Origin of the sequence: Brevundimonas diminuta 3F5N, assembly GCF_900163625.1 — a bacterium.
GTDB lineage: Bacteria > Pseudomonadota > Alphaproteobacteria > Caulobacterales > Caulobacteraceae > Brevundimonas > Brevundimonas diminuta_A.
Genome location: NZ_FUIE01000020.1, coordinates 107,746 through 130,812, shown reverse-complemented (window position 1 = coordinate 130,812; position 23,067 = coordinate 107,746). Strand labels below are relative to the sequence as shown.

Genomic DNA, 23,067 nt, shown 5'->3' with positions numbered 1-23,067 from the left:
ACGATCATGAGCGCTTAGCCCCGTTCGTCAGGAGAATCAGTAAAACAGCGTATCGCTTTCGGGTTGCACTGTCTCTTCGGAGGAACGCTGGTCCGGCGGAAGCGCTTCCACCGGCGTAGCTGCTTCGGGCGCGGCGGGAGCCTCGGCGACAGCAGGCGCGGCGGCGTCTTCGGCGGCGGGGGCCTCTACGGGCGCGGGCGCTTCGACGGGCGTCGGTTCGCTGTAAGGTTGTTCACAGGCGGCCAGGAAGCCGGTGGCGGCCAACGCGGCGCCGATCATCAGACGATTCAACATGGATCGATTCATTTTTGATCCCCCTCTAGGGGCTGGAAACGTGGAGAGGCGAAGCCGGTTCCTCTCGTCGCGCCTTTAAAGGGTTCATGTGAACCTGGAATGAATCGCGTGCTGGAAGCGCCTTGGTTTCGAGGCGTCAGCTGTCGTCAGAGCCTTGTTTGTGCGGTGAAAAATTTCCTGAAATTTCCACTTGCCCGCCGCGAAGCTCATCCGTATGTTCCGCGCTCTTCGCAAACGCGATGTGCGCCCCTAGCTCAGTTGGTTAGAGCATCTGACTTTTAATCAGAGGGTCCTCGGTTCGAGCCCGAGGGGGCGTACCACTCCCCTAAAAATTCCAAGATGATGAAGCCTCTAGGGTTGCGCGTTCTTGTTGCGGACCGCGCGCTCCAGTTTCGTCAGGCGTTCGTCCAGCCAACTGACATACGAGGTTCCGACGCCGCGCCGTCGTAAGGGGCCGTGGAGCCGCCAGACAACCGCGAGCGCCGCCGCCAGTACGACTGCGGCGATCACGAAATCCAGCCACGTCAGATTATAGAGCGGGGCGTTTAGCGTGCGCATGACGTCAGCTTAGGTGGGCTTCTGGCCTGATGTCGAGGGAGACCGGCTTGGCTTTAAAGCGCGCGGCGTGATTAAACGCGGGCATGCGCCAGATTTCATTGACCGTCATCGCTGTGTCCCTGTTGCTTGCCGGCTGCAACGCCGGCGCCTCTGCGCGAGACGGGGTGGATCAGGTAGGCACGGGGCTAGGCGACGCCGTGGCTGCGCCGCTCGAGGATCTGAATCTCAAGCGCCAGGAAATCCCGACCATTCTGCTGCAGGCGGAATCCAATCCCTATGACGTGCGCAACATGAGCCGATGCTCGGTGATCGCGGCCGAGATCGCGCGCCTGGATGAGGCTTTGGGTCCGGATACGGACGCGGCGCCCACCGACGATGGAACCTTCATGAGCGAACGCGCCGCCGACGCCGCCGCCGGGGCGACGCTGGACGCCGTGCGCGGCACAGTGACGGACTTCATTCCGGCCCGCAGCTGGGTGCGCCGCCTGACCGGCGCCGACGCCCACAGCAAGCATGTCCAGTCGGCCATCCAGGCGGGACTGCGTCGCCGCTCCTTCCTGAAAGGCGTGGGGATGCAGCGGAACTGCGCGCCGCCGGCGGCTCCGGCCGGGTTCGTTCCGCGTCGCGGTTAGATCTTCAGGTGTCGCGCGCGGAAGTCGCGACGGAACTGCTCGAACCGGCCCTCGGCGATGGCTGCGCGCATCGCCGCCGTCAGCGCCTGGAAGAAGGCGATGTTGTGCCAGCTCAGCAGGATCTTGCCGAGAATCTCATCGGCGCGGATCAGGTGGTGCAGGTAAGCTTTTGAATAGTCTTGCGAGGCGGGGCAGGGGACTTCGATGTCCAGCGGATCCTGATCCTCAGCGAAGCGGGCGTTCTTGAGGTTCAGCGGGCCGTCCCAGGTCCAGGCCTGGCCGTGACGCCCGGCGCGTGTCGGCAGGACGCAGTCGAACATGTCGACGCCGCGATAGACCGCCTCGACCAGGTCGATCGGCTTGCCGACGCCCATCAGATAGCGAGGGCGATCCTTGGGCAGGAACTCAGGCGCATAGTCCAACACCTCGCACATGGCTTCGTGGCCTTCGCCGACGGCCAGACCGCCGATGGCGTAGCCGTCGAAACCGATCTCCTGCAGGCGTTCCGAGGATTCGCGGCGCAGGTTCTCATAGGTCGAGCCCTGCTGGATGCCGAACAGGGCCTGCGCATCGCGCGTGCCGAAGGCGTTCTTGGAGCGCTGGGCCCAGCGCGCCGACAATTCCATGCCCTCGCGCGCGCGCTTTTCCTCGGCGGGCCAGGCGACGCATTCGTCCAACTGCATGACGATGTCGGAGCCGAGACGATCCGCCTGAATCTGGATCGAGCGTTCCGGCGTCAGGACGTGCTTGGAGCCGTCGATATGGCTGGAGAAGGTCACGGCCTCCTCGGTCAGCTTGGAGATTCCCGACAGGCTCATGACCTGGAAACCGCCGGAGTCCGTCAGGATCGGCTTGTCCCAGCGCATGAAGTTATGAAGCCCGCCGAGGCGCTCCATCCGCTCGGGACCAGGGCGCAGCATCAGGTGATAGGTGTTGCCCAGCAGGATATCCGCGCCGGTCTGCTTGACCTGATCCACCGTCATCGCCTTGACCGTGGCGGCGGTGCCGACGGGCATGAAGGCCGGGGTGCGGATGTCGCCGCGCGTGGTCTTCAGCACGCCGGTGCGAGCGCGGCCTTCGACAGCGGAGATCTCAAACGGAAAAGGCATGGGCGTTCCTTGCAAGGAGCCGCGTCTTAGGCCGAACGGGGGAAGGCCGCCAGTCCTGGGGCGTCACGTCCTGAGGCGGTTCTGTGGCGGTAATCCGGCGTCCGCGCCTTTGTTTGAATAGCGACGGTTATTTGGCAACCGAACGATCACGCGGCTGTTAGGGCAGCGCACGAAACCGTGAAAGTCGCCTGATTAATGCTGCTCCGTTCGGGAACCCTGGGTTCCGTCTCCTTGCTCGCGCTCGCCGTCGCCCACCCTGCCTGGTCTCAGGATTCCATTGAAGTCACGCCGCCGCCGGTCGCCTCGGACAGCCCTGTTCAGGTTCAGGACGTCGTGGTGACGGGTCTGCGCGGCAGCCTGCGCTCAGCCCAGGCGTTGAAACGCAACGCCGACGAGGTGATGGACGCCATCGTCGCCGAGGACATCGGCAAGCTGCCTGACGTGAACGCTTCGGAATCCCTGGCGCGGGTCACGGGCATCCAGGTGGAGCGCGGGGGCGGGGAAGCGTCGCGGGTGATCGTGCGCGGCCTGCCTGACGTGGCCACCACCTACAACGGCCGCGACATCTTCACGGACCAGGGTCGCGCAGTAGCCATGCAGGATTTTCCGGCGGCGGCTATCGCAGCGCTGGAAGTCTACAAGTCCAGTTCGGCCTGGCGGCTGGAATCGGGCATCGCCGGCCTGATCAATGTGCGGTCCCGGCGGCCGTTCGATTTTGACGGCTTCGAACTGTCGACGTCGGTGAAGGGCTCCTACGCCACCCAGTCGGAAAGCTATGACCCGAACGGCGACATCCTGATCAGCAATCGCTGGAACACAGGGGCGGGCGAGGTCGGGGCTTTATTGAACCTGTCCTACACCAGTCTGCGCTATCTCGACTCCGTGCGCTGGGACAGCGGCGGCATCGTCCGAGTGGACGGGCAGTCGGCCGATCCGGCGGTTCAGGGTGCGCGCTATCCCGACGCTGTGGGCATCTTCTACGGGACTGGCGAGCGCTGGCGGCCGTCGGCCAATCTGGCGTTGCAGTGGCGGCCGAACGACCAGTGGGAGTTTTATGTCGACGCCCTTTATCAGGGCTATCGCAACAAGATCTCGGACCGTCAGTTCATCGTGCCGCTGAACCACGAGACCACCCGGTTCGAGGACGTGGCGTTGCGCAACGGCCGCAACGAGATCCAGAGCCTGACCCAGGTCGCGGGGCGTCGTCCGGAGCAGTGGCAGGGCGCCTCGACCGGCAAGACCAACACCTGGCAGGCGGCGATCGGCGGCAGCTACAATGCCGGGCCGCTTCAGATCGCCTTCGATCTGGCGCGCACCGACAGCACCTATGAGTTCTCGAACTACAGCTTTGATACGGCCTTCACCCGTTCGCCCGTGACGCTGATCGACTTCGACACGCCGGACGAGGACGGCGGAGCGGCCTTCGAATTCCGGGACTTCGACGTCGCCGACCCGAACAACTACGTCTACCGCGGCCTGTTTGACCGTCACTTCATTGGCGCGGGTGACGACTGGCAGGCGAAAATCGACCTGACCTATGACACGGGAAACAGCCTGATCCCGCAATTGAAGTTCGGGGTGCGTTACGTCGACCGCAACGGCTCCTATCAGAACGGCGAGCGGTATCAGAACCAGGAAGACCTCGGTCTGCCCCTGACCTCGCTTCCGGTCGAGTTGGCCCTGATTCCGGCCGGGTTTAACGGCAGCGACGTGCAGGCCATGCGCGCCTGGGTGTCGCCGACCTATGGCAGCCTGCGTGGAAACATGGACGCCCTGCGCGCCCTGGCCGGTTTCGAATCGGGCCGTCCGCCGATCAACCCGGTCCAGACCTATGAGGCGTCCGAGACGGCTTATACGGCCTATGGCCAGGCCGACTTCGCCTTCAACACCCGCATTCCGATCGAGGGCGAACTGGGTCTGCGCATCGTCGCCACCGACTTCACCGTGCGCGGGACCAGCCGCTCGACTGAAGGTGAAACTGAGGTCTTCACGCCGGTGGATCAGGGCGGACGCTACACCGATCTGCTGCCCAGCTTGGGCATGCGCTTCATGCTGGACGACGGCCTCATCCTGCGCATGGCGGCGAACCAGACGCGGACGCGTCCGGCCTTTGGTCAGTTGAACCCCAGCCTGTTCGTCAGCCCGTCGGCCGATACCTCCGGACGGCGCACGGCCTCGGGCGGCAACCCCGATCTGAAGCCGATCCAGTCGACCAATTACGACCTGACGCTGGAGCGCTATTTCGCTGATACCGGCGCTGCGACGCTGGCTGTTTTCCGGCGCGAGATTTCAGGCTTCATCGCCGATCAGACCATGGACGTGGACGATCCAGTCTATGGCGTCCTGCGCGTCACGCGGCCGGTCAATCTGAACGACGCCGTGCTGCAGGGCGTCGAGGCGTCCTTCACGACCTTTTTCGACTACGACGTCGTGCCTGAATGGGCGCGGTCGTTCGGGGTGCAGGCCAACGCGACCTATATCGACGGAGCGCTGCCCTATGTGTCGAAATATTCCTACAACCTGACCGGCATGTACGAAAACGGGCCGTGGACGGCGCGGCTGGCCTATAATCTGCGCACGAAGTTCGGCAACGGCGTCATCGGCGAGCACGTCGACGACGTGGCGCGGCTGGACTTCTCGGCGGGCTGGTCGCCGACTGAACAGATCACCGTCAGCTTCGATGCGACCAATATCCTGGGCCAGCCGTTCCGGTCGTTCTACGATGACGGCGAGGGCGTCTATCCGCGCGATGTGCGCTACGAAGAGAGCCTCTACACCGTGGGTCTGCGCTTCCGGTATTGAGCCCAGTCTCAGCGCAGGAGCGTCTCGAGACGCTCCGCGCGCTGCAGGTCCTTGGGGCGGCCGAACAGTCGGCATTTCTCGATCTGTTCGGCGACGGTGGGGATGTAGAGCATTCCCCCGTCGAACTCGATCGCCTGGCGTGTGGTGAAGATGACCGGCGTCCAATCTGCGCCTGCGCGAACGTCCATCATCGCCATGACCTCGACCGGCACCGGCGTGGTCAGGATCTGGCCGAAGACCTGCGATCGGAACAGGCCTTCGCCGGGGTCCTCCACGGTTTCGCCGTGCAGAGCCTCGATCAGACGCCGCGCGTCGCGCGGGCTGGTCATCACATCGACGTCAGGCACATGCCATTCCGACAGGCCCGACAGCGCCATGCCGGCGCCGCCGAACACCCACCAGGGGTCTTGAAGCTCACTGGCCGCCGAAGCCAGGATGTCGAAGGTCGCGGCCAGATTTTCGGGCAGATCGTCGATGTGGCTCATTGGGCGTCTTCCCGAAACAGCAGGCTTCCGTCGCCATAAGAATAGAAGCGGTAGCCGCTGTCGATGGCGTGGGCGTAGGCGGCGCGCATCGTTTCCAGCCCGGCGAAGGCGCTGACCAGCATGAACAGCGTCGACTTCGGCAGGTGGAAGTTGGTCATCAGCACGTCGCAGGCGCGGAAGCGATAGCCCGGCGTGATGAAAATGGCCGTGTCGCCGTGGAAGGGCTGGACCACGCCGTCCTTGGTCGTGGCGCTCTCCAGCAGGCGAAGCGAGGTGGTGCCCACGCAGACGATGCGCCCGCCCGCCGCGCGAACGGCGTTCAGGGCGGCGGCGGTCTCGGCCGCGACCTCGCCCCACTCGGAATGCATTTTGTGGTCGGCGGTGTCGTCCGCCTTGACCGGCAGGAAGGTGCCTGCCCCGACGTGCAGTGTCACGGCATGGGTCGTCACGCCGCGCGCGCGGATGGCGTCCAGCAGGGCAGGGGTAAAGTGCAAACCCGCCGTCGGCGCCGCGACCGAGCCGTCGTGCTCGGCGAAGACGGTCTGATAATCCTTCAGGTCCTGATCGTCCTCGGCCCGCTTGGCCGCGATATAGGGGGGCAGGGGCATGACCCCGACCTCGCGGATGGCGTCGTCCAGCACTGGGCCCGCCAGATCGAAGCGCAGGGTGACGAGGCCGTCCTCGCCCTTGGTGATGATCTCGGCGTCGACCTGGCCCAGAAGGCAGGCGTTGTCTTCCTCGCGTCCGAACCGAACGCGGTCGCCGACCTTCAGCCGCTTGCCGGGTTTCATGAAGGCGCTCCAGACATCGGGGGCGTCGCGGTGGTGCAGGGTCGCCTCGACAGGGACCGACAGGAGGTCGCCTTCCGGTCCGGTGCGATGGCGCACGCCCGACAGGCGCGCGGGGATCACGCGGGTGTCGTTGAAGACCAGGGCGTCGCCCGGTTGCAGGAAATCCGGCAGGTCGCGGATGATCCGGTCCTGAAGATCGCCGCCCTTCACGATCAGAAACCGTGCGGAATCGCGCGGGTCGGCGGGGCGCAGGGCGATGCACGCCTCGGGCAGGTCGAAGTCGAAATCGGATGTCCGCATGAGGCGGGCAATGCTCACGCCCCGCCTTTCCGGTCAAGCGAAGCCCCGCGGAAAGTCGACTGGCGAAAACCGTCTCAGCCGCTATGTCAGACTGAGCAATGGGAGTTTGAGTGTATGACCGATCGCTATCTGGACGACCTGACCGTCGGTGAAAGCTGGGACAGCGAGCCCTTCACCATGACCGAAGCCGAGATCATCGCCTTCGCGACCGAGTTCGACCCGCAACCCATGCACATCGACAAGGCGGCGGCCGAGGTGGGGCGTTTCGGCGGCCTGATCGCCAGCGGCTGGCACGTCTGTTCGCGCGTCATGCGTCAGTTCGTGGACGAGGCCTATTTTGGCCAGACGCCTTTGCTGGGCATGAACGTCGACGCCCTGTGGTGGGTGCGGCCCGTGCGTCCCGGCGACACCCTGACAGTGCGCCGTGAGATCATCGATATACGCCCGTCGAAGAGCCAGCCTGATCGCGGCGTCGTCCGCACCAAGACGACGGTGATCAATCAAGACGGCGATCTGGCCATGAGTTTCGAGAACCAGATGCAACTGCCGAGGAACGCCGAAGCGCGGCTGTAAAACGCCGCCGCTGTTGACCCCGGGCCTCCAAGGCGTCAAAGCCCGATACATGCTAGAGAACCTCGAAACCCTGTCCCGTGAGGCCCGTTCGTGGCCGTTTGAGCAAGCGCGCAACCTGCTGGCCCACGTGCTCAAAAAACGGCTGTCCGACGCAGAGCGCGACGCCGCGAAACTGCTGATCGACGCGGGCAAGGCGGACGAGGCTCTGGCGACCTTCGAGGCGCTGAACAAGCCAGTGATCCTTGAGACGGGTTACGGCCCGTCGGGCCTGCCGCATATGGGCACCTTCGGCGAGGTGGCGCGCACGACCATGGTGCGCAACGCGTTCCGCGCCCTGACCGGCGATCACTGGGCCACCCGCCTGATCGCCTTCAGCGACGACATGGACGGCCTGCGCAAGGTGCCGGAGGGCATCCCCAACCCGGAGATGCTGCGCGAAGACCTGCATCTGCCGCTGACCAAGGTGCGCGATCCGTTCGGCACGCACGACAGCTTCGGCGCGCACAACAACGCCCGCCTGCGCGCCTTCCTCGACAGCTTCGGCTTCGACTATGAGTTCATGTCCTCGACCGAGACTTATCGGTCGGGCCGGTTCGACGCGACCCTGCTGACCCTGCTGGAGCGCTTCGACAAGGTCATGGGCATCATGCTGCCGACTTTGGGCGAAGAGCGCCGGGCGACCTATTCGCCCTTCCTGCCGATCAGCCCGATCACCGGCCATGTGCTGCAGGTGCCGACGCTGGAGCGCAACATCGAACGCGGGACCATCGTCTTTGACGACCCCGCTGGCGGCCGCACCGAGGTTCCCGTTACCGGCGGCCATGTGAAGCTGCAGTGGAAGCCGGACTGGGCCATGCGTTGGACGGCGCTGGACGTCGACTATGAGATGTCGGGCAAGGACCTGATCGAGAGCGTGCGCGAGTCGTCCAAGCTGTGCCGCGCCATTGGCGGCGTCCCGCCTGAAGGCTTCAACTATGAGCTCTTCCTCGACATCGAGGGCAAGAAGATCTCCAAGTCCAAGGGCAATGGCCTGACGATGGAGGACTGGCTGCGCTACGGCACGCCCGAGAGCCTGTCCTGGTACATGTTCCAGTCGCCGAAGTCGGCCAAGAGCCTGCACTTCAACGTCATTCCGCGCGCGACGGACGACTATCTGTCCTTCATCGAGCAGTACAAGACGCAGGAACCGGCCAAACAGATCGACAACGCCGTCTGGCATATCCACTCGGGCCAACCGCCTGAGAGCGCCTCGCCGGTGTCCTTCGCCCTGCTGCTGAACCTGGTCGGCGTGGCCAACGCCTCGACCAAAGACCAGCTGTGGGCCTACTTCGCCAAGTATCTGCCTGACGCTACGCCGGACAACGAGCCGGTGCTGGACCGTCTGATGGGTTATGCGCTGAACTACTACGAGGACTTCGTGAAGCCCTCGAAGACCTATCGTCTGCCCGACGACAAGGAGAAGGCGGCGCTGCTGGACTTGGCGGAACGCCTGAAGGCTCTGCCCGCTGACACGACCGATGGCGAGATCATCCAGGGCGAGGTTTACGCCGTGGGCAAGGCGCATGAGTTCGAGCCGCTGCGGGCCTGGTTCCAGGCGCTGTATGAGGTGCTGCTGGGCGCTTCGCAGGGGCCGCGCTTCGGATCGTTCGCTGCTATCTATGGCCTGTCCCAGACGATCGACCTGATCGAGAAGGGCACCTCAGGCAGCCTCGCCGAGGGCTAAGGATCAAGGGGTTTCGGGCCGCTGATGTCATCAGCGGCCCGTCTTCGTTATGGGCTGGTCAGGCGACGAAGACGGCCCCGACCAAGGACGCTACAGCCAGCATCAAGAGCAAACTCTCAAACGGGGACGGCAACCAGATTGATCGGCGATGGCGTCGGGTACGGGTGCTGGGGACCATGATTTTCGCTCGCATTCCATAATGACCTGCAGGGCGAGCTCGGCAGAGCCGGAGATCGGCAGCGGCTGGCCGTAAAGGCTGCGCCACAGCACATCCAGAGCCACGTCTGCTTTTCCAAGTGCGCCCATGGACGCCATAGCGCACGACAATGCGGCCTCTGCCCATCCCCCGAATGGGGGAGGAAATGAACAATATCTGTTTTTCTCATACGGACTTGGATGCGCCGGAGCGTCAGGCGCTTCTGCGCCCAGCAAGAAAGATGAACGGCATATAACGACGAGGCTGGGGGAGCCTTCAGCTTGGGCGAGGCATTGTCCCTTCATCGACAACTCGATGACAGGAGAGCCTCATGTCGAAGACCTTCAAGGCGGGTTTGGCCGCCACCGCAATGTTCGCCGCTCTGGCTGCCGCCGCTGTGCCTATGACAGCCAGCGCCATGCCTCAGGCTAACGGAATCACCAACTGCGACGCGCCGGGCGGCCGTCAGCAGGCTGGCGCCGCCATCGGCGCTGTGCTGGGCGGCCTGGCGGGCAGCCAGGTGTCGAAGAATGAACGCGCCTTGGGCGCCGTCGTCGGCGCCGGCGCGGGCGCAGCGGCCGGTTCCTATATCGGCTGCAACCAGCAGCGCACGCGCGCCGCGAGCCAAAGCAACGCCAATATGTACCGCGCAACCTCCAACCTGCGGATCCGCACCGGACCGGGCGCACAATATCGCCAGACCGGCAGCCTGTCGGCTGGCCAACCCTTCACGGCCGTGGGTTCTGAAGGCGAGTGGGTGCAGATCGCTGGCGGCGGTTGGGTCAACGCTCGTTACGTAGCGCCGAACTGATCGGCGGATTCTCCCCCGCGTCGATCAAAATGCGAAGGCCGTCCCGCAAGGGGCGGCCTTTTGCTGTTCTACTGGCTGACCCAAAGGATGCGGGCCATCCACAGGACTTGGTCGCGTGGCAGGATACGCGGCTCATAGTGCGGATTGAGTGAAGCCAGAACGACTTCGCGGCCATTCAGGGCTGCGATCTCCTTGGCCAGGGTCTCGCCCCCCGCGGTGCGAACCACCACCCGGTCGCCGCGCCGGACCTCTGTAGCGTCCAGGTCGACGATGACCCTGTCGCCTGGTCGGTAAACCGGCTCCATGGAATCTCCGTCGATGGTCAGGCTGAACAGACTGTCCTTGTGAGTCGGAAGATCGGTTTGATCCCACCCTTCGGCCATAGGCAGGCCGGCGTCGTCGAAGAAGCCTTCGTCGCCCGCGCGAGCGAGGCCCAGAAGCGGTATGGCGCGACGCTGCGGCGCGGCGTCATCGGCGAGTGCGGCGAATTCAGCCAAGCTTAGCTCGCTCGCCTGAAGCACGCGCATCAGGCTTTCCGTCGAGGGCCAACGAGGCCGAGGAGGCTGGCCCGGGCCTAGTCGCTTGGATGGATTGAAGCTGGTGGCGTCCAACCCCGCCCGCCGCGCAAGACCCGAGGCCGAAATGCCCTCATGTCGCGCCAGGGCGTCGATGGCCTTCCAGATCTGGGCATGGGACAAGGGCAATGGCGCAGGTTCCGAGAAACGCGAGGCGTCAGGTTACCTGGGTGGAATAGGAATATCTACCTATGAAATTTCTACGCCCGCCGCCCGCCGCTCCTGCCAAGCGAAGAAGGTTCCAACGCCCAGGGCGATGATGATGCCGTAACCAGCCATGTTGACGACTGTATAGAAGGCAGAAATTTCAGGCCGAAGTTTCATGAGAACCATGACATGGCTTGCGACAGACAGAAGTTGGAAAGCGCTGGCCCAGACCGGCCAGGTGCGCGGAGACTTCCAGACCAGGGCCACAAAAACCACCAGAGCAATCAGATCAATCAGCAGCACTGGCCATTGGGTGGCGACATAACCCAAATAGCGTTGGGCTAGTATCGAGAGGAACCAGCCGCACAGAACCACGATCGCGCCGATTCGCTCGGGGGGGCCTCCCTTTGTCAGCGCAAAAAAGCACACGAGCAGGACGCTAGCCGCGCCTATGTAGCCTGCGATGAATTCGAACAATGAAAAGCCCCCATCGTCTCTACAACGATGGGGGCCAAGCTACACCAAGCTAGTTTGAAGCCGGATAGCTGATGCGTAAGATTACGCCGAATTCACGCCACGCGCAGGTGACGCTCTTGGCTACCCATTGGGCGGCTATCCCATTCATTGGGCTTGTCGAGCGGACCGAGGGCGTAGGTGCCGTAACCGAGACGGCGATGGTCTTTCGCGAGTTCGGCGTGGCAAGCGATCAGGGCTTCACGAGCGGTGCTGAGAGCGGAGATGGCTTCCATCGCCTTGGTCTGGGAGCCTGCGGCGGCGACGGCCGAGAGCGACAGAGCAGAGCGCGCGCCGATCATGGCCTGAACCAGGGTGGCGGCGTGGGCGATGGCGTCATCCAGCGCCTTTTCGGTGGCGTGCAGTTCGCCAGCGACACCGGCGATGACTTCGTTGCGATCCATGACTTACCCCTCGTTGAAAAAGAACAACGAGAAAGTGTTAACGTGCATTAACTAATTTGGGTAGGATTTTCTTTACAAATTTTACAATTGACGTTGTCGCACCGTCGCGTGTCACGATCCTGCGTTTTCGGGGTCCAGCAGGAAGTGAGCGGTGAGAGAGGCGATCGGTTCCTGCCGGGTGTCCTGCCACGCTTCGGCGACGACATGGGCGACACGGCGTCCCGCCTTGTTGATCCTGGCGCGCGCATAGACGTCGATGGGGCGGCCAGAGCGAAGATAAGCCACGGTGACGTTGATCGGGCGCGGCAGCCGCAGTCGTGGATAGGTCAGCGAGACCTGGGCCATGGCCGTCATCTCCAGCAGGGCCGCGGTCGAGCCGCCGTGCAGAGCCGGCAGCATCGGGTTGCCGATCAATTTGTCGGCGAATGGCATGACGACAGTGATCTCGTCGCCGTTCATCTGCGTCTGGAGGTTCAGGAAGCGGGCGTAGGGCAGGCTGTCGAGCAGGGAGGCGGTCATGCGACGGTCCTGGATTTCAGGTTCGCGCCGGCGCGGTGATCGCCTTCGGCGCTGACCATATAGGCGGATTGGGCGGCGGCGACGGGATCGGCCGGATCATCCTCGAAGGCCCAGGCGCGCACAAAGGCGAGATTGCGCGTCAGGCGATAGCATCGCGCCTCGGCCAGCAGGTCGCGCCCTGGCGCTGCGGCGCGCATATAGTCGACGCGAAGATCGAGCGTCGCCACAGGTCGAAACGTTCCCAGCCCCACCCAGACGGCCAGACCGCCGACGTGGTCCAGCAGAGTGGTGACGAGACCCCCGGCCAGGACGCCGGTCTCGGGATCGCCGACCAGATCATCACGATAGGGAACGCGGATGCGGACGCGGTCTCCGTCCAGGCCCTCGAACGCGAAACCCAGGGCGTGGGTATGGGCCGCGCCGGATGCGAGTTGCGGCAATAAGGTGTCTAGGAACGAATCCGTCATCGAGGCGTCCTGTGTTGAGTCTCGCCTTGGTCGCCCGTCGGGGGCCTCCTTGTCCAGCGAGCGGATAGGTTGATGATCCGACCTCAAGATCTTCTGCGGCCGGCGCCGGCGGGGCTCTATTGTCCTGTCGGCGACTTCTATGTGGATCCCGTGCGACCGGTCGACCGGGCGGTGATCACGCACGGCCATTCTGATCATGCGCGGCCGGGGCATGGCGCCGTGTTGGCGACGCCCGAGACCCTGGCCATCATGGCCGAACGATACGGACCCGACTTCGCCGGGCGGACGCAGCCCGCCGCTTACGGAAAGACGACGCAGATCAACGGCGTGGCGGTGCGTTTTGCGCCCGCCGGGCATGTGCTGGGCTCGGCTCAGGCCGTTATCGAGCGAGGCGGCCTGACCATGGTGGTGTCCGGCGACTACAAGCGGCGACGCGATCCGACCTGTTTGCCGTTCGAACCGGTTCCCTGCCATGTCTTCATTTCGGAGGCGACATTTGGTCTGCCGGTCTTTGTTCACCCGCCGGATCGGGAGGAGATTGCGCGCCTGGTTCATTCTCTGACGCAGTTTCCTGAGCGCGCCCATCTGGTCGGCGCCTACGCCTTGGGCAAGGCGCAACGGGTGATCTGCCTGCTACGCGAGGCGGGGTGGGATCGGACCATTCATGTGCACGGCGCGCTCGAGCGTCTGAATCGTCTCTATCAGAACGAAGGGATCGACCTGGGGCCGCTGGCGCCCGCTACGGGACTGAAAGCAGGGGCCTTGGGCGGCGAGGTGGTGATCGCGCCGCCTTCAGCCGTTCAGGACCGCTGGGCGCGCCGGTTCGCCGATCCGGTGGCCGCCTTCGCCTCTGGCTGGATGGGCGTGAGGGCGCGGGCGCGTCAAAGGGGCGTGGAACTGCCCCTGGTCATTTCGGATCATGCGGATTGGCCCGAACTGATCCAGACTTTCGAGGAACTGGCGCCGGAAGAAATCTGGATCACGCACGGGCGCGAGGAAGGCCTGCTGCGCTGGGCTGAGCTGAAAGGTGTGAAGGCGCAAGCCTTGCGTCTCGTCGGCTATGACGAGGATGATGAAGAACCCCTGGGCGATCTGGCGACAGTTTGAGCGCCGTCAGGCGACGTCTCTTGCGCGAGCCGGGGCGGCGTTCGTCGGTTCAAGCGCGGTGTTCATGGCCAGGCGCAGGCGTTCCGGCTTGATGGGTTTCTCCACCACGGCGGCCATGCCAGCGGCCAGATAGGCCTTGGCGTCGTCCGGATCTGCGTTGGCGGTCAGGGCGATGATCGGAATGTCGCGCTGAGGCCCATCGAGAGCGCGAATGGCGCGTGTCGCGCCGACGCCGTCGAGGCGCGGCATCTTGATGTCCATCAGGATCAGGTCGAAGGGGCGCGACTGAACGGCTTCGACGGCTTCCTGACCATCCTCGACGGTTTCGGAGGTGCAGCCGAACATCTCGCACAAGGCCTGCGCCACGACGCGGTTGGTGGCGTTGTCGTCGGCGATCAGCACATGCGGGCGCGCCTGGAGGTGAAGGCCGTCCAGATCGGCGACGTTGGTCGGTTCGTGGCGCTCGATGAAGGCGATCGGCGCAGACAGGTCGAAGGCGAAGGTGGCGCCGCGACCCGTATTGTTTTCGGCCCAGATGCGGCCGTCCATGCATTCGATCAAGCGTCGGCTGATCGCCAGGCCCAATCCGCTATCCGGCTCCGAAGCATCAAGCAGGCCGCGGGTGCGGCTTTCGTCGGCGGGGCCATCATCGCGGATGCGAGCCTCTATCTGGACGCGGTCGCCGTGGGCGTGCGCCTTGAGGCTGGCTTCGACCATGCCGTGACGGGCAAAGCTCAGCGCATTGCCGATCAGGTTGTTGAACACTTGGCGCAGGCGGTCTGCATCGACCATGGCCGCCAGTTCCGTGTCGCCTTCATAGCCGACCATCAGGGTGACGCCGTCCTGAGCCGCGCGCGGCGACCAATGGCTCTGTAACTCGTCCATCAGGGTGCGCAGGGGGGTGGCGGTTGTCGTGATCTGCAGTTCGCCCGCCTCGGCGCGAGCCAGGTCGAGGGCGTCGCGCAGGCTGTCCAGCATGTCCTCGGCTGAATCCATGATGGTTCGGGCATGGGCCTTGGCGGCTTCATTCAGCGGCTGACGGTGCAGCAACTCGGCCACGGCCAGCACTCCGTTCATGGAGGTGCTGAGTTCGCGGTTCAGCAGGCCCATGAAGCGGCTTTTGTCGCGCGCCGCGGTCTGGAGCGCGCGTTCGGCCGCGTCGGAGGAACGGAGTTGCTCGACCAGACGCTGGTTCTCGTGACGCTGGTCCTCATTGATGGCGCGAAGCAGGGCCACAGCTGTGCCGACGCCGCGATAGGCCCCGCCGCGTGTGACGATGAAGCCGCGCATCAAGGCGCCGGGGCCGCTCTTCAGGATGATGGATGAAAAGGCGTCCACACGAACGCCGGATTCGATTACGGCGGGTTCCGGGTCCATCACGTGGATGACTTCGCGCGCGCCATACAGGCTCTGGCCCAGCGGGCCGGCCAGCTTCAGCAGGAAATCTCCACGCTCGATCAGGCCGACAGGTCGATCGCCATCGACGACCGGTATCACCATGGTGTCCGGCTCGCGCTGGAACCGCGCGAGAATGTCGCCGGTCATGGCGGTTTTCGCCACCGGCTCCACGCGGTCGGTCAGCACTTCAATCGTCGGCATTCGGCCGGCTCCTACTGAGGTTCTTTTACAATCTCAGAGAATCTTTTGCGGAAGGGTTAAGCCGCCTCGTTTATTCTTCAGTCTCGCGTCCTTTGCCGAGCCCGTCGCTCTGGCGTATAGGAGGCGACGTCCCATCTATCCGACCCTGGTTCCTTTTTTCGAATGCGCGCGGCCTGCGGGCCGACCGCAGGTTTGTCATGAGCGCAATCGTGCAACACTCTGAAAAAACAGCTCTTGTCCTCTTTTCGGGCGGTCAGGACAGCGCCACCTGCCTGGCCTGGGCGTTGGAGCGTTTCGATCGGGTGGAGACCGTCGGTTTCGATTACGGCCAGCGTCATGCGGTCGAGATGCAGGCGCGCCAGTCTGTTCGCGAGGAACTGGTTAAAGCCCTGCCTCAATGGGCCGATCGTCTGGGTGACGATCATGTGGTCGATTTGACGGGCTTCGGCGCCATTGGCGAGACGGCGATGACGACCGAACGCGCCATTGAGGCGGATGCACGCGGCCTGCCGAACACCTTCGTGCCGGGACGCAATCTGATTTTCCTGGTCGCGGCGGCGGCTCTGGCCGATCGCAGGGGGCTGGAAGTCCTGATCGGCGGCATGTGCGAGACCGACTATTCCGGCTATCCGGACTGCCGCAACGACACGATCCAGGCTACGGCCCGCGCACTGTCGCTGGGTCTGGACAAGTCCGTGCCGGTCGAGACGCCGCTGATGTTCCTAACCAAGGCCCAGACCTGGGAATTGGCGGATCAGATCGGCGGTCGCGCCCTGGTCGAGGCGATCATCGAGTTCAGCCACACCTGCTATCTGGGCGACCGAACGCACCGTCATGTCTGGGGTTATGGCTGCGGTGCGTGCCCGGCCTGCGAACTTCGCGCTGCGGGTTATGCGCAATGGGCGGCCGCATGACCTATTCGGCCAAGGAAGTTTTCCTGACGGTGCAGGGCGAGGGCGGGCAGGCGGGGCGCCCGGCGGTCTTTCTGCGCTTTGCCGGCTGCAACCTGTGGAGCGGGCTGGAGCGGGACCGCGCGACCGCGATCTGCAGCTTCTGCGACACCGATTTCGTCGGGGTGAACGGCGACGGCGGCGGCAAGTTCAAGACCGCCGACCTGATGGCCGACCACGTCGCCGGGATGTGGCGCGGTCGCGAGGGCGACCCCAAGCTGGTGGTCTGCACGGGCGGTGAGCCGTTGATGCAGTTGGATGCGCCGCTGATCGACGCCCTGCACGCGCGCGGGTTCGAGATCGCCATCGAATCCAACGGCACCCTGGCGGCGCCGGACGGCGTCGACTGGATCTGCATCAGCCCCAAGGCTGACGCGCCCGTGGTCCAGGCGTCTGGTCAGGAATTGAAGCTGGTCTTTCCTCAGCCCCTGGCCATGCCCGACCGTTTCGAACACCTCGATTTTGAGCGTTTCTGGCTTCAGCCGATGGATGGTCCTGATCAGGCCGCCAACACCGCCGCCGCCATCGAATACTGCCTGACCCACCCGCAATGGCGCCTCAGCGTTCAGACGCACAAGTATATCGGGGTGCGATAGGGCGAGGGCAGGGCGGCGAACCGCCCTGCCGGGTGGCCTTAGGCCGCCAGAAGCATCTGGGCGTTTTCGAAGGGCAGGCCTGAATCGTCTGTCGCCCGGCGCGATTGCTCACGGAAGCCGAGGGCTTCGTAGAAGCGCATCGCTTGCTCGTTGCCCGTATAGACTTCCAGCATCAGCGTTCCTTTCAGTGAAAGGGCGTGCGTGATCAAGGCGCGCCCGATACCGTGGCCTTGCTGGTCGGGAGCGACGAAAAGGCCGCCGATGAAAGAGTCGATCAGGCTGATGAAGCCGACCGGCTGGCCTTCACGGCAAGCGACCCAGGTTTCCGCGTTGGGAAGATATTCGGTCTCGATCAGGCCCTGCTGTTCGAGAAGACGTTCCTCGCCGATGAAGGCGTGCGCGAGGATGGAGGCTTGCAGCCAGATGTCCGACAGCGAGGCCGTGTCGGTCGACGGGCTATAGGCACGAATGATCGTGTCCATGTGTGACATGAATTTTCCGCAGATAGATATGCAAACAGAGACTGCGCCCAATCAGGCGCAGGAATCCCGCGTGGGCGGGCTCAATGGAGGGCTCTGCGCATAAATCTCCTTCTGCGAGCCGTGGCGGTTAGCAGTCGGCGAAAAGAGATTCAATGGGTTGTCGGTGTAACGTCTCGAAGCCGAAGGAGCCTAGTAGTCCTTGCCCTGACGCTGCCTCTCTTCGCAGCGGCGTTGTTCGCGTTCGTATTCACGCTGTTCGCGCTCGCGCTTGGCCTTGGTTTCCTCGTCCGAGGTGGTGACGGCGTCGAAGCCTGCGCCGACGGCGGCGCCCGTCACCTTGGCCGCGCCGCCGACCATGGCGGCTCCGGCGCCGACGACGGCGCCCGCGACGCAGCCCTGAAGTATCAGGGCGGAGGACAGGCAGAGGGCGAGGGCGGAAAAGCGCTGGATCATTGGGGCAGTCTGCCGTGGCCAGCGCCTTCTGTCAGCGCGCAAAAGAAAGGGGACGCTCTTTCGAGCGCCCCCTGTGATCTTTCGATCAGCGTGGTCCTACAGGCTGTCGACCATGACCAGTTCGGCGTCCTGCTTGGCCGTAATGGTGATTGTCGGTTCGTCGACGATGCCGGCGCCGTCGCGAGCATTCAGCGTGGTTCCGTTGACCTCCACTTGTCCCACGGCGGGCACCAGATAGGCCCGGCGCCCGGCGGCCAGGTCATAGGACAGGCTTTCGCCGGCCTTCAGCGTGGCGGCCAGGATCCTGGCGTCGGCGTTGATCGACAGGGCTTCGTCCGTCGGATCGCCCGAGGCGACGACGGTGAAGCGGCCCGAGCGGTCGTTCTTGGGAAACTCGCGCTGGCCCCAGGAGGGCTGGGCGCCCGGCTTGTCGGTCTCGATCCAGATCTGGAACAGGGTGGTCGTCTCGTTCTCGAGATTGAACTCGGAGTGACGCACGCCTGTGCCTGCGCTCATCACCTGAACGTCGCCCGCGCCGGTGCGGCCCTTGTTGCCCATCGAGTCTTCGTGGGTGATGGCGCCGGTGCGAACATAGGTGATGATCTCCATGTCGGCGTGCGGGTGAGGTGGAAAGCCCGACCGGGCGCCGATTTCATCGTCGTTCCAGACGCGTAGCCGACCCCAGCCCATGCGATTGGGATCGTAGTAGTTGGCGAACGAGAAGTGGTGCTTGGCGTTCAGCCAGCCGTGGTTGGCGCCGCCGAGCGTGTTGAAAGGTCTGATGTCGATCATGGTTCGGTCTCCCATCCGAGGAATGCTTGAGACCTAGATAGGATCGCCAAATCTCATTTGCAACCGTGCTTGTTTCTTATTGGCCGTCAGCCCATCTGGGCGCGGTGTCGCAGCTTGGCGTCAGCCAGAATGATGGCGGCCATGGCCTCGACCACCGGGACGCCGCGTAAGGCGACGCAGGGGTCATGGCGGCCCTTGGTGCGCAGATCGACCTCGGCCCCGTCACGGTTGATGGTCTGGCGCAGGGTCAGGATGGAGGAGGTAGGCTTGAACGCCACGCGCGCCGTCAGCGGCTGGCCGGTTGAGATACCGCCCAGAACCCCGCCCGCCTTGTTCGACAGGAAGACGGGCTGGCCGCCGTCGCCCAAGCGCATCTCATCGGCGTTGTCCTCGCCCGACAGTTCGGCAGCGCCGAAGCCCGCGCCGATCTCGACGCCTTTGACGGCGTTGATGGACATGAGGCCCGAGGCCAGTTCGGCGTCCAGCTTGGCGTAGAGGGGCGCGCCCCAGCCGGCGGGAACGCCCGTAACCTCCAGCGCCACCACGGCGCCGATGGATGAGCCTGCCTTGCGCACGCCGTCCAGATACTGCTCCCACACGGGCACGACTTCGGCCGAGGCGGCGAACAGGGCGTTGTCGTAAACGGCGTCGAAGTCGATCGCCTCATCGGAAATTCGGTGCGGGCCCAGTTGGACCACTCCGGCGCGGATGCGGATAGTCTCGCCCAGCACCTTGCGCGCCACGGCGCCCGCCGCGACACGGCTGGCCGTTTCGCGGGCCGATGAGCGACCGCCGCCGCGGTGGTCGCGCACGCCATACTTGGCCTGATAGGCGTAATCGGCGTGGCCAGGGCGGAAGGCGCGGGCGATCTCGCCGTAATCCTTGGAGCGCTGGTCGGTGTTCTCGATCATCAGGCTGATCGGCGTGCCGGTCGTGACCGGGCCGTTTCCGTCATCATAGACGCCGGACAGGATGCGGACCTGGTCGGCCTCCTGCCGCTGGGTGACGAAGCGGCTGCCGCCGGGCTTCCTCAGGTCCAGCCAGGGCTGGATGTCGGCTTCGGTCAGCGAGATCAGCGGCGGGCAGCCGTCAACGACGCAGCCGATGGCCGGGCCGTGGCTTTCGCCCCAGGTGGTGATGCGGAACAGGTGGCCGAAGGTGTTGTGCGACATGATGGCGAGGCTTAAGCCGCCATCCGCTCCGGCGTCCAGACCCGAGTGAAGCGAAGCAGCATATCCTCGGCGGCCGAAGGCAGGTCGTCAGAAGGAACCAGCTTGACGAACAGGTCGCCGGCGGGGCGCTTCCCTCGCGCGGGCAGACCGAGGCCGGGAAGGCGCAGCCGCACGGGCTCGACCATGTCCGGCACCAGCCAGGCGGCCTGTAGCCCGGCATGTGTGTCGATCTCTATGCGTCCGCCGTCGCGCATCAAACGCGGCGCGATGGGCCAATCCATAAAGAGGTCCGCTCCCAGAACAGACAGGTCGTCAGCGGGCCGGACCAAGACGCATAGCAGAGCAGGGCAGCCCTTCAGACGGATGCGGTCGGCGGTCCGCACGCCCGGCGGAACGTGGACCAGCAGGCTCCGACCCCAAGCCTTGACGATCACGCTGCCTCCGCTGAGAGCCTGCATCGGCGTCAACACTATAAGCGGCGGCGGAATGGACGCGGCGGGCGCAGCTTGGACGCCGGGAGCCTCTGAATCCTTGCTTGGCGCGGGCAGGGCGCGCGTCTCGGTCTGCAACAGGCGATAGGCGGCGATTGTGCGACGGAACCGTTCGGCGTCGCCGCCAGGCTGATCCGGTCGGGAAGCCTTGATAGCGACGCGGAAAGCGGCGGCCAACGCCTGCGGCCCCGCGGGGCCGTTCAGGCCGAGCAGGCGCCGAGCATCCATAATGGAGAGGCTGTCTGCGCGCATGAAGGCCACTGTGCGGGCCACATGGTCAAGACAGGGTTAACCTTGTTTGCAAAGCTGACGCAGGATTGAACGAAGGCTGTGTGACGAGAACCTCAAGCGGGACTATAGGTCCGACATGACCCAGTCTGTGATCCCGCCCAGCCCGTCTCGTGCAGACTATGCCGCCCAGCTTGAAGCGAACGCGGACGAAACCCTTTTCGAACGAGACGAGCCGATCGCCCTGTTCCTGGAATGGCTGGAGTCCGCGCGAGCGGCTGAACCCAACGATCCGAACGCGATGGCCTTGGCCACGGTTGACGCCGACGGCTATCCCGATGTGCGCATGGTCCTGTTGAAGGATGTCGATGCGCGAGGCTTCACCTTCTTCTCCAACCAGGAAAGCGCCAAGGGCGGTCAGTTGTGGGCCAACCCAAGCGCCGCCCTGCTGTTCCACTGGAAGAGCCTGCGCCGTCAGGTGCGTGTTCGCGGCCCGGTCGAGCCGGTCAGCGCGGCAGAGGCTGACGCCTATTTCGCCAGTCGGGCGCGTGAAAGCCGCATCGGCGCCTGGGTGTCGGACCAGTCGCGCCCCCTGGCGGACCGGGCGACGTTGGAAGCGAGGGTGGCGGAACAGACCGCGCGCTTTGACGGTCAGGAGGTGCCTCGTCCGGATCGCTGGACCGGCTGGCGGGTCAAGCCTGTGCAGATCGAGTTCTGGCGCGATCGTCCTTTCCGCCTGCACGACCGTCTGCGCTTTGATCGGACGACGCAAGATCAGTCTTGGAGCCGCAGTCGTCTGTGGCCCTAGAGGACGGTCTTGAAGCCGCTCAGACGGCGTAGCGAGCCAGAAAGGTCTCCACGGCGTCCTCGGCGATTGCGGCAGGGGATCGAGCCGGCAGAACCTGATCCCCGGTCACTGTCGGCACAAAGAACAGGGGGTGCTCCACCATGCCCATCAGCTGGCTGGCGGCCCAGGACGGCTTGTTGAGTTTCAACTCGCCCTTGGCGGCCATTTCGGCCAGGGCGGAGACCAGCACCGTGCCGAAATCCTGCTTGGCCTGCTCATAGAAGGCGCTCGCCAGGCTCTCAAAACGGCGGCGCTCGGTCATGACCAGGCGAAAGATGGCCCTGACGAACGGGTCGCTGATGAAAACGGCGTAGGTGGTCAGGAAACTGTTCAGCCTGGGTTGCGCCGGGCCGTTGCAGCCTTTCACCTTGGCCATCCGCTCGGCGAAATCGGCGGAAGCCTCGTCAATCACGGCGGCGAAGAGCGCCGCCTTGTTTTCAAACATGGCGTAGAGGGTGGCTGTCGATACGCCAGCTTCTCTGGCTATGGGCTCCATCTTGGTGCCGGCATAGCCTTCCTCGACGAAATGCAGCCGGGCTTGGCGCACCAAGGCGTCACGTCGGGGGTCTTCGAGAACATGGACCGAAACGGTCATCGGATTGTCACCAATCGTTAGGTGATGATCCTGCCTTTAATTTGCCACGATTGCAACGATCTCGGTTAACGCGTCGAGCGAAAGGCGTTAGCTCAGCCAAGCTTCAAGCAGCGGATGGGCTAACACTGGCGCGGCCAGGCGCACGACGGCCTGAGGGTCTTCCAGACGGACCGCGGCGGTGGCGTCAGCGACGATGAAATCGGCATGAACCCGCGAGGGTTCCGTCAGGCGTTCGTGACCGGGACGGACGGTGGCGAGGTATTGATGGATGACCGATTCGGCCGTGCGTCCACGCTCGGTTTGATCGCGCAGCAGTCGGCGGATGAAGCGGATATCCGCCGGAGTGTCGACGAAAACCCGAATGTCGAACAGGGCGGTCAAGGCGGGCGTGCACAACAGATGCGTGCCTTCGACGACGACAACCTGGGCTGCCGGAACCGGCTCGCCGCCTGGCTCGCGTCCGTGATGGATGAAGGAGTAGAGCGGAGCGGTCACGCTGCGCCCGGCCTTGAGGTCGGTCAGGTCGGAAATCAGCAGATCGTGATCGCGAGCGGCGACATCGTCAAAATCGTGCGTCGTCGCATCGAAGCCGGGCACGGACGCCGCATCCAGATAGTAGGAATCTTCGCGCAACAGGGTGGCGACGCCCTCTGGCAACGAGGAAATCAGGGCCTCGGCCAGGGTGCTCTTGCCAGAGCCCGAGCCGCCGGTGATGGCGATCAGTATGGTCATGGGCGGCTCATTCACCCGGATGGAGCTGGATGCAAGCCTTGATCGTGCGTTGAAACGGCGATCTGTCGCGGCCGGCCTTCCCTTGCGTCACGTTGCTTGTCGCGGTTCACCTGTCTTAGCGTGG

27 protein-coding genes and 1 tRNA gene are annotated in these 23,067 nt (G+C 64.5%); 10 read left to right on the top strand and 18 right to left on the bottom strand.

From position 1 onward, the window contains the following. Positions 1–36 precede the first annotated feature (36 nt). Positions 37–294 carry a hypothetical protein gene (locus FM111_RS04035; RefSeq protein WP_256968082.1) on the bottom strand — a complete coding sequence of 86 codons (258 nt, stop codon included), beginning with the start codon at positions 292–294 and terminating at the stop codon, positions 37–39. A gap of 243 nt (positions 295–537) precedes the next feature. Here FM111_RS04035 and FM111_RS04030 point away from each other — a divergent pair. Next, positions 538–614, top strand: a tRNA-Lys gene (locus FM111_RS04030). A 31-nt stretch (positions 615–645) separates the two neighbouring features. Here FM111_RS04030 and FM111_RS04025 read toward each other — a convergent pair. Beyond that, positions 646–852: a hypothetical protein gene (locus tag FM111_RS04025; RefSeq protein WP_087139442.1), complete on the bottom strand. Its 207-nt coding sequence runs from the start codon at positions 850–852 to the stop codon at positions 646–648. An 83-nt stretch (positions 853–935) separates the two neighbouring features. On the opposite strand from FM111_RS04025, the gene FM111_RS04020 reads away from it, so the two are divergent. Beyond that, a complete protein-coding gene (locus FM111_RS04020) occupies positions 936–1,484 on the top strand; it encodes a hypothetical protein (RefSeq protein ID WP_087139441.1) in 549 nt (182 codons plus the stop codon). Here FM111_RS04020 and tgt read toward each other — a convergent pair. Then, positions 1,481–2,593, bottom strand: coding sequence for a tRNA guanosine(34) transglycosylase Tgt (tgt, locus tag FM111_RS04015; RefSeq protein WP_087139440.1), 1,113 nt, complete (start codon positions 2,591–2,593; stop codon positions 1,481–1,483). The two genes, FM111_RS04020 and tgt, sit on opposite strands and share 4 nt — an antisense overlap. A gap of 231 nt (positions 2,594–2,824) precedes the next feature. Between tgt and FM111_RS04010 the strand changes: the two genes are divergently transcribed. After that, on the top strand, positions 2,825–5,395 hold the full coding sequence (locus FM111_RS04010) for a TonB-dependent receptor (RefSeq protein WP_179205011.1): 2,571 nt from the start codon (positions 2,825–2,827) through the stop codon (positions 5,393–5,395). An 8-nt stretch (positions 5,396–5,403) separates the two neighbouring features. Here FM111_RS04010 and FM111_RS04005 read toward each other — a convergent pair whose 3' ends face one another. Together FM111_RS04005 and queA are read right to left on the bottom strand one after the other, a co-directional pair. Then, positions 5,404–5,880: a hypothetical protein gene (locus tag FM111_RS04005; RefSeq protein WP_087139438.1), complete on the bottom strand. Its 477-nt coding sequence runs from the start codon at positions 5,878–5,880 to the stop codon at positions 5,404–5,406. After that, positions 5,877–6,971, bottom strand: coding sequence for a tRNA preQ1(34) S-adenosylmethionine ribosyltransferase-isomerase QueA (gene queA, locus FM111_RS04000; RefSeq protein WP_087139437.1), 1,095 nt, complete (start codon positions 6,969–6,971; stop codon positions 5,877–5,879). The genes FM111_RS04005 and queA overlap by 4 nt, the downstream gene beginning before the upstream one ends. Positions 6,972–7,085: 114 nt before the next feature. Between queA and FM111_RS03995 the strand changes: the two genes are divergently transcribed. The 3 genes from FM111_RS03995 (at position 7,086) to FM111_RS03985 (ending at position 10,274) form a co-directional block, all read left to right on the top strand. Beyond that, complete coding sequence (locus FM111_RS03995) at positions 7,086–7,544, top strand: MaoC family dehydratase (protein WP_087139436.1); 459 nt, start codon at positions 7,086–7,088, stop codon at positions 7,542–7,544. Positions 7,545–7,593: 49 nt separating this feature from the next. Then, positions 7,594–9,267 carry a lysine--tRNA ligase gene (locus tag FM111_RS03990; RefSeq protein WP_087139435.1) on the top strand — a complete coding sequence of 558 codons (1,674 nt, stop codon included), beginning with the start codon at positions 7,594–7,596 and terminating at the stop codon, positions 9,265–9,267. Positions 9,268–9,794: 527 nt separating this feature from the next. Beyond that, the gene (locus FM111_RS03985; protein WP_087139434.1) at positions 9,795–10,274 is read left to right on the top strand and encodes an SH3 domain-containing protein; all 480 of its coding nucleotides are present in this window, start codon (positions 9,795–9,797) and stop codon (positions 10,272–10,274) included. 68 nt (positions 10,275–10,342) lie between these two features. Here FM111_RS03985 and FM111_RS03980 read toward each other — a convergent pair whose 3' ends face one another. From FM111_RS03980 to FM111_RS03960, 5 genes are all read right to left on the bottom strand, one after another. Beyond that, positions 10,343–10,978: a S24 family peptidase gene (locus tag FM111_RS03980; RefSeq protein WP_087139433.1), complete on the bottom strand. Its 636-nt coding sequence runs from the start codon at positions 10,976–10,978 to the stop codon at positions 10,343–10,345. A gap of 60 nt (positions 10,979–11,038) precedes the next feature. Further along, positions 11,039–11,473, bottom strand: a complete 435-nt coding sequence (locus tag FM111_RS03975; RefSeq protein WP_087139432.1) for a hypothetical protein — start codon at positions 11,471–11,473, stop codon at positions 11,039–11,041. A gap of 92 nt (positions 11,474–11,565) precedes the next feature. Beyond that, entirely contained in the window at positions 11,566–11,913 is a 348-nt protein-coding gene (locus tag FM111_RS03970; RefSeq protein WP_087139431.1) for a hypothetical protein, read from the bottom strand. A 111-nt stretch (positions 11,914–12,024) separates the two neighbouring features. Then, positions 12,025–12,432, bottom strand: coding sequence for a PaaI family thioesterase (locus tag FM111_RS03965; RefSeq protein WP_087139430.1), 408 nt, complete (start codon positions 12,430–12,432; stop codon positions 12,025–12,027). After that, positions 12,429–12,899: a PaaI family thioesterase gene (locus tag FM111_RS03960; RefSeq protein WP_087139429.1), complete on the bottom strand. Its 471-nt coding sequence runs from the start codon at positions 12,897–12,899 to the stop codon at positions 12,429–12,431. The genes FM111_RS03965 and FM111_RS03960 overlap by 4 nt, the downstream gene beginning before the upstream one ends. Positions 12,900–12,971: 72 nt before the next feature. On the opposite strand from FM111_RS03960, the gene FM111_RS03955 reads away from it, so the two are divergent. After that, entirely contained in the window at positions 12,972–14,006 is a 1,035-nt protein-coding gene (locus FM111_RS03955) for a ligase-associated DNA damage response exonuclease (protein ID WP_087139428.1), read from the top strand. A 6-nt stretch (positions 14,007–14,012) separates the two neighbouring features. Here FM111_RS03955 and FM111_RS03950 read toward each other — a convergent pair whose 3' ends face one another. Continuing rightward, positions 14,013–15,605 (bottom strand): response regulator, encoded by a 1,593-nt coding sequence (locus tag FM111_RS03950; RefSeq protein ID WP_087139427.1) that lies wholly within the window; start codon positions 15,603–15,605, stop codon positions 14,013–14,015. A gap of 206 nt (positions 15,606–15,811) precedes the next feature. Between FM111_RS03950 and queC the strand changes: the two genes are divergently transcribed. After that, positions 15,812–16,519 carry a 7-cyano-7-deazaguanine synthase QueC gene (gene queC / locus FM111_RS03945; protein ID WP_369822388.1) on the top strand — a complete coding sequence of 236 codons (708 nt, stop codon included), beginning with the start codon at positions 15,812–15,814 and terminating at the stop codon, positions 16,517–16,519. Further along, positions 16,516–17,151 (top strand): 7-carboxy-7-deazaguanine synthase, encoded by a 636-nt coding sequence (gene queE / locus FM111_RS03940; RefSeq protein WP_087139494.1) that lies wholly within the window; start codon positions 16,516–16,518, stop codon positions 17,149–17,151. The genes queC and queE overlap by 4 nt, the downstream gene beginning before the upstream one ends. 38 nt (positions 17,152–17,189) lie before the next feature. On the opposite strand, the gene FM111_RS03935 is transcribed toward queE, so the two are convergent. The 5 genes from FM111_RS03935 to FM111_RS03915 form a co-directional block, all read right to left on the bottom strand. Next, positions 17,190–17,633: a GNAT family N-acetyltransferase gene (locus FM111_RS03935; protein ID WP_087139426.1), complete on the bottom strand. Its 444-nt coding sequence runs from the start codon at positions 17,631–17,633 to the stop codon at positions 17,190–17,192. Positions 17,634–17,822: 189 nt separating this feature from the next. Then, the gene (locus tag FM111_RS03930; protein ID WP_087139425.1) at positions 17,823–18,086 is read right to left on the bottom strand and encodes a hypothetical protein; all 264 of its coding nucleotides are present in this window, start codon (positions 18,084–18,086) and stop codon (positions 17,823–17,825) included. A 96-nt stretch (positions 18,087–18,182) separates the two neighbouring features. Next, positions 18,183–18,878 (bottom strand): pirin family protein, encoded by a 696-nt coding sequence (locus tag FM111_RS03925; protein WP_087139424.1) that lies wholly within the window; start codon positions 18,876–18,878, stop codon positions 18,183–18,185. Between the two features lie 86 nt (positions 18,879–18,964). Further along, positions 18,965–20,050 carry a chorismate synthase gene (gene aroC / locus FM111_RS03920; protein WP_087139423.1) on the bottom strand — a complete coding sequence of 362 codons (1,086 nt, stop codon included), beginning with the start codon at positions 20,048–20,050 and terminating at the stop codon, positions 18,965–18,967. Positions 20,051–20,061: 11 nt separating this feature from the next. Then, the gene (locus tag FM111_RS03915) at positions 20,062–20,793 is read right to left on the bottom strand and encodes a J domain-containing protein (protein ID WP_179205010.1); all 732 of its coding nucleotides are present in this window, start codon (positions 20,791–20,793) and stop codon (positions 20,062–20,064) included. A gap of 115 nt (positions 20,794–20,908) precedes the next feature. Between FM111_RS03915 and pdxH the strand changes: the two genes are divergently transcribed. Next, a complete protein-coding gene (pdxH, locus tag FM111_RS03910) occupies positions 20,909–21,577 on the top strand; it encodes a pyridoxamine 5'-phosphate oxidase (protein WP_087139421.1) in 669 nt (222 codons plus the stop codon). Positions 21,578–21,596: 19 nt separating this feature from the next. On the opposite strand, the gene FM111_RS03905 is transcribed toward pdxH, so the two are convergent. Next, positions 21,597–22,211 (bottom strand): TetR/AcrR family transcriptional regulator, encoded by a 615-nt coding sequence (locus FM111_RS03905; protein ID WP_087139420.1) that lies wholly within the window; start codon positions 22,209–22,211, stop codon positions 21,597–21,599. An 87-nt stretch (positions 22,212–22,298) separates the two neighbouring features. Further along, positions 22,299–22,943: a uridine kinase gene (udk, locus tag FM111_RS03900; RefSeq protein WP_087139419.1), complete on the bottom strand. Its 645-nt coding sequence runs from the start codon at positions 22,941–22,943 to the stop codon at positions 22,299–22,301. Positions 22,944–23,067 lie beyond the last annotated feature (124 nt).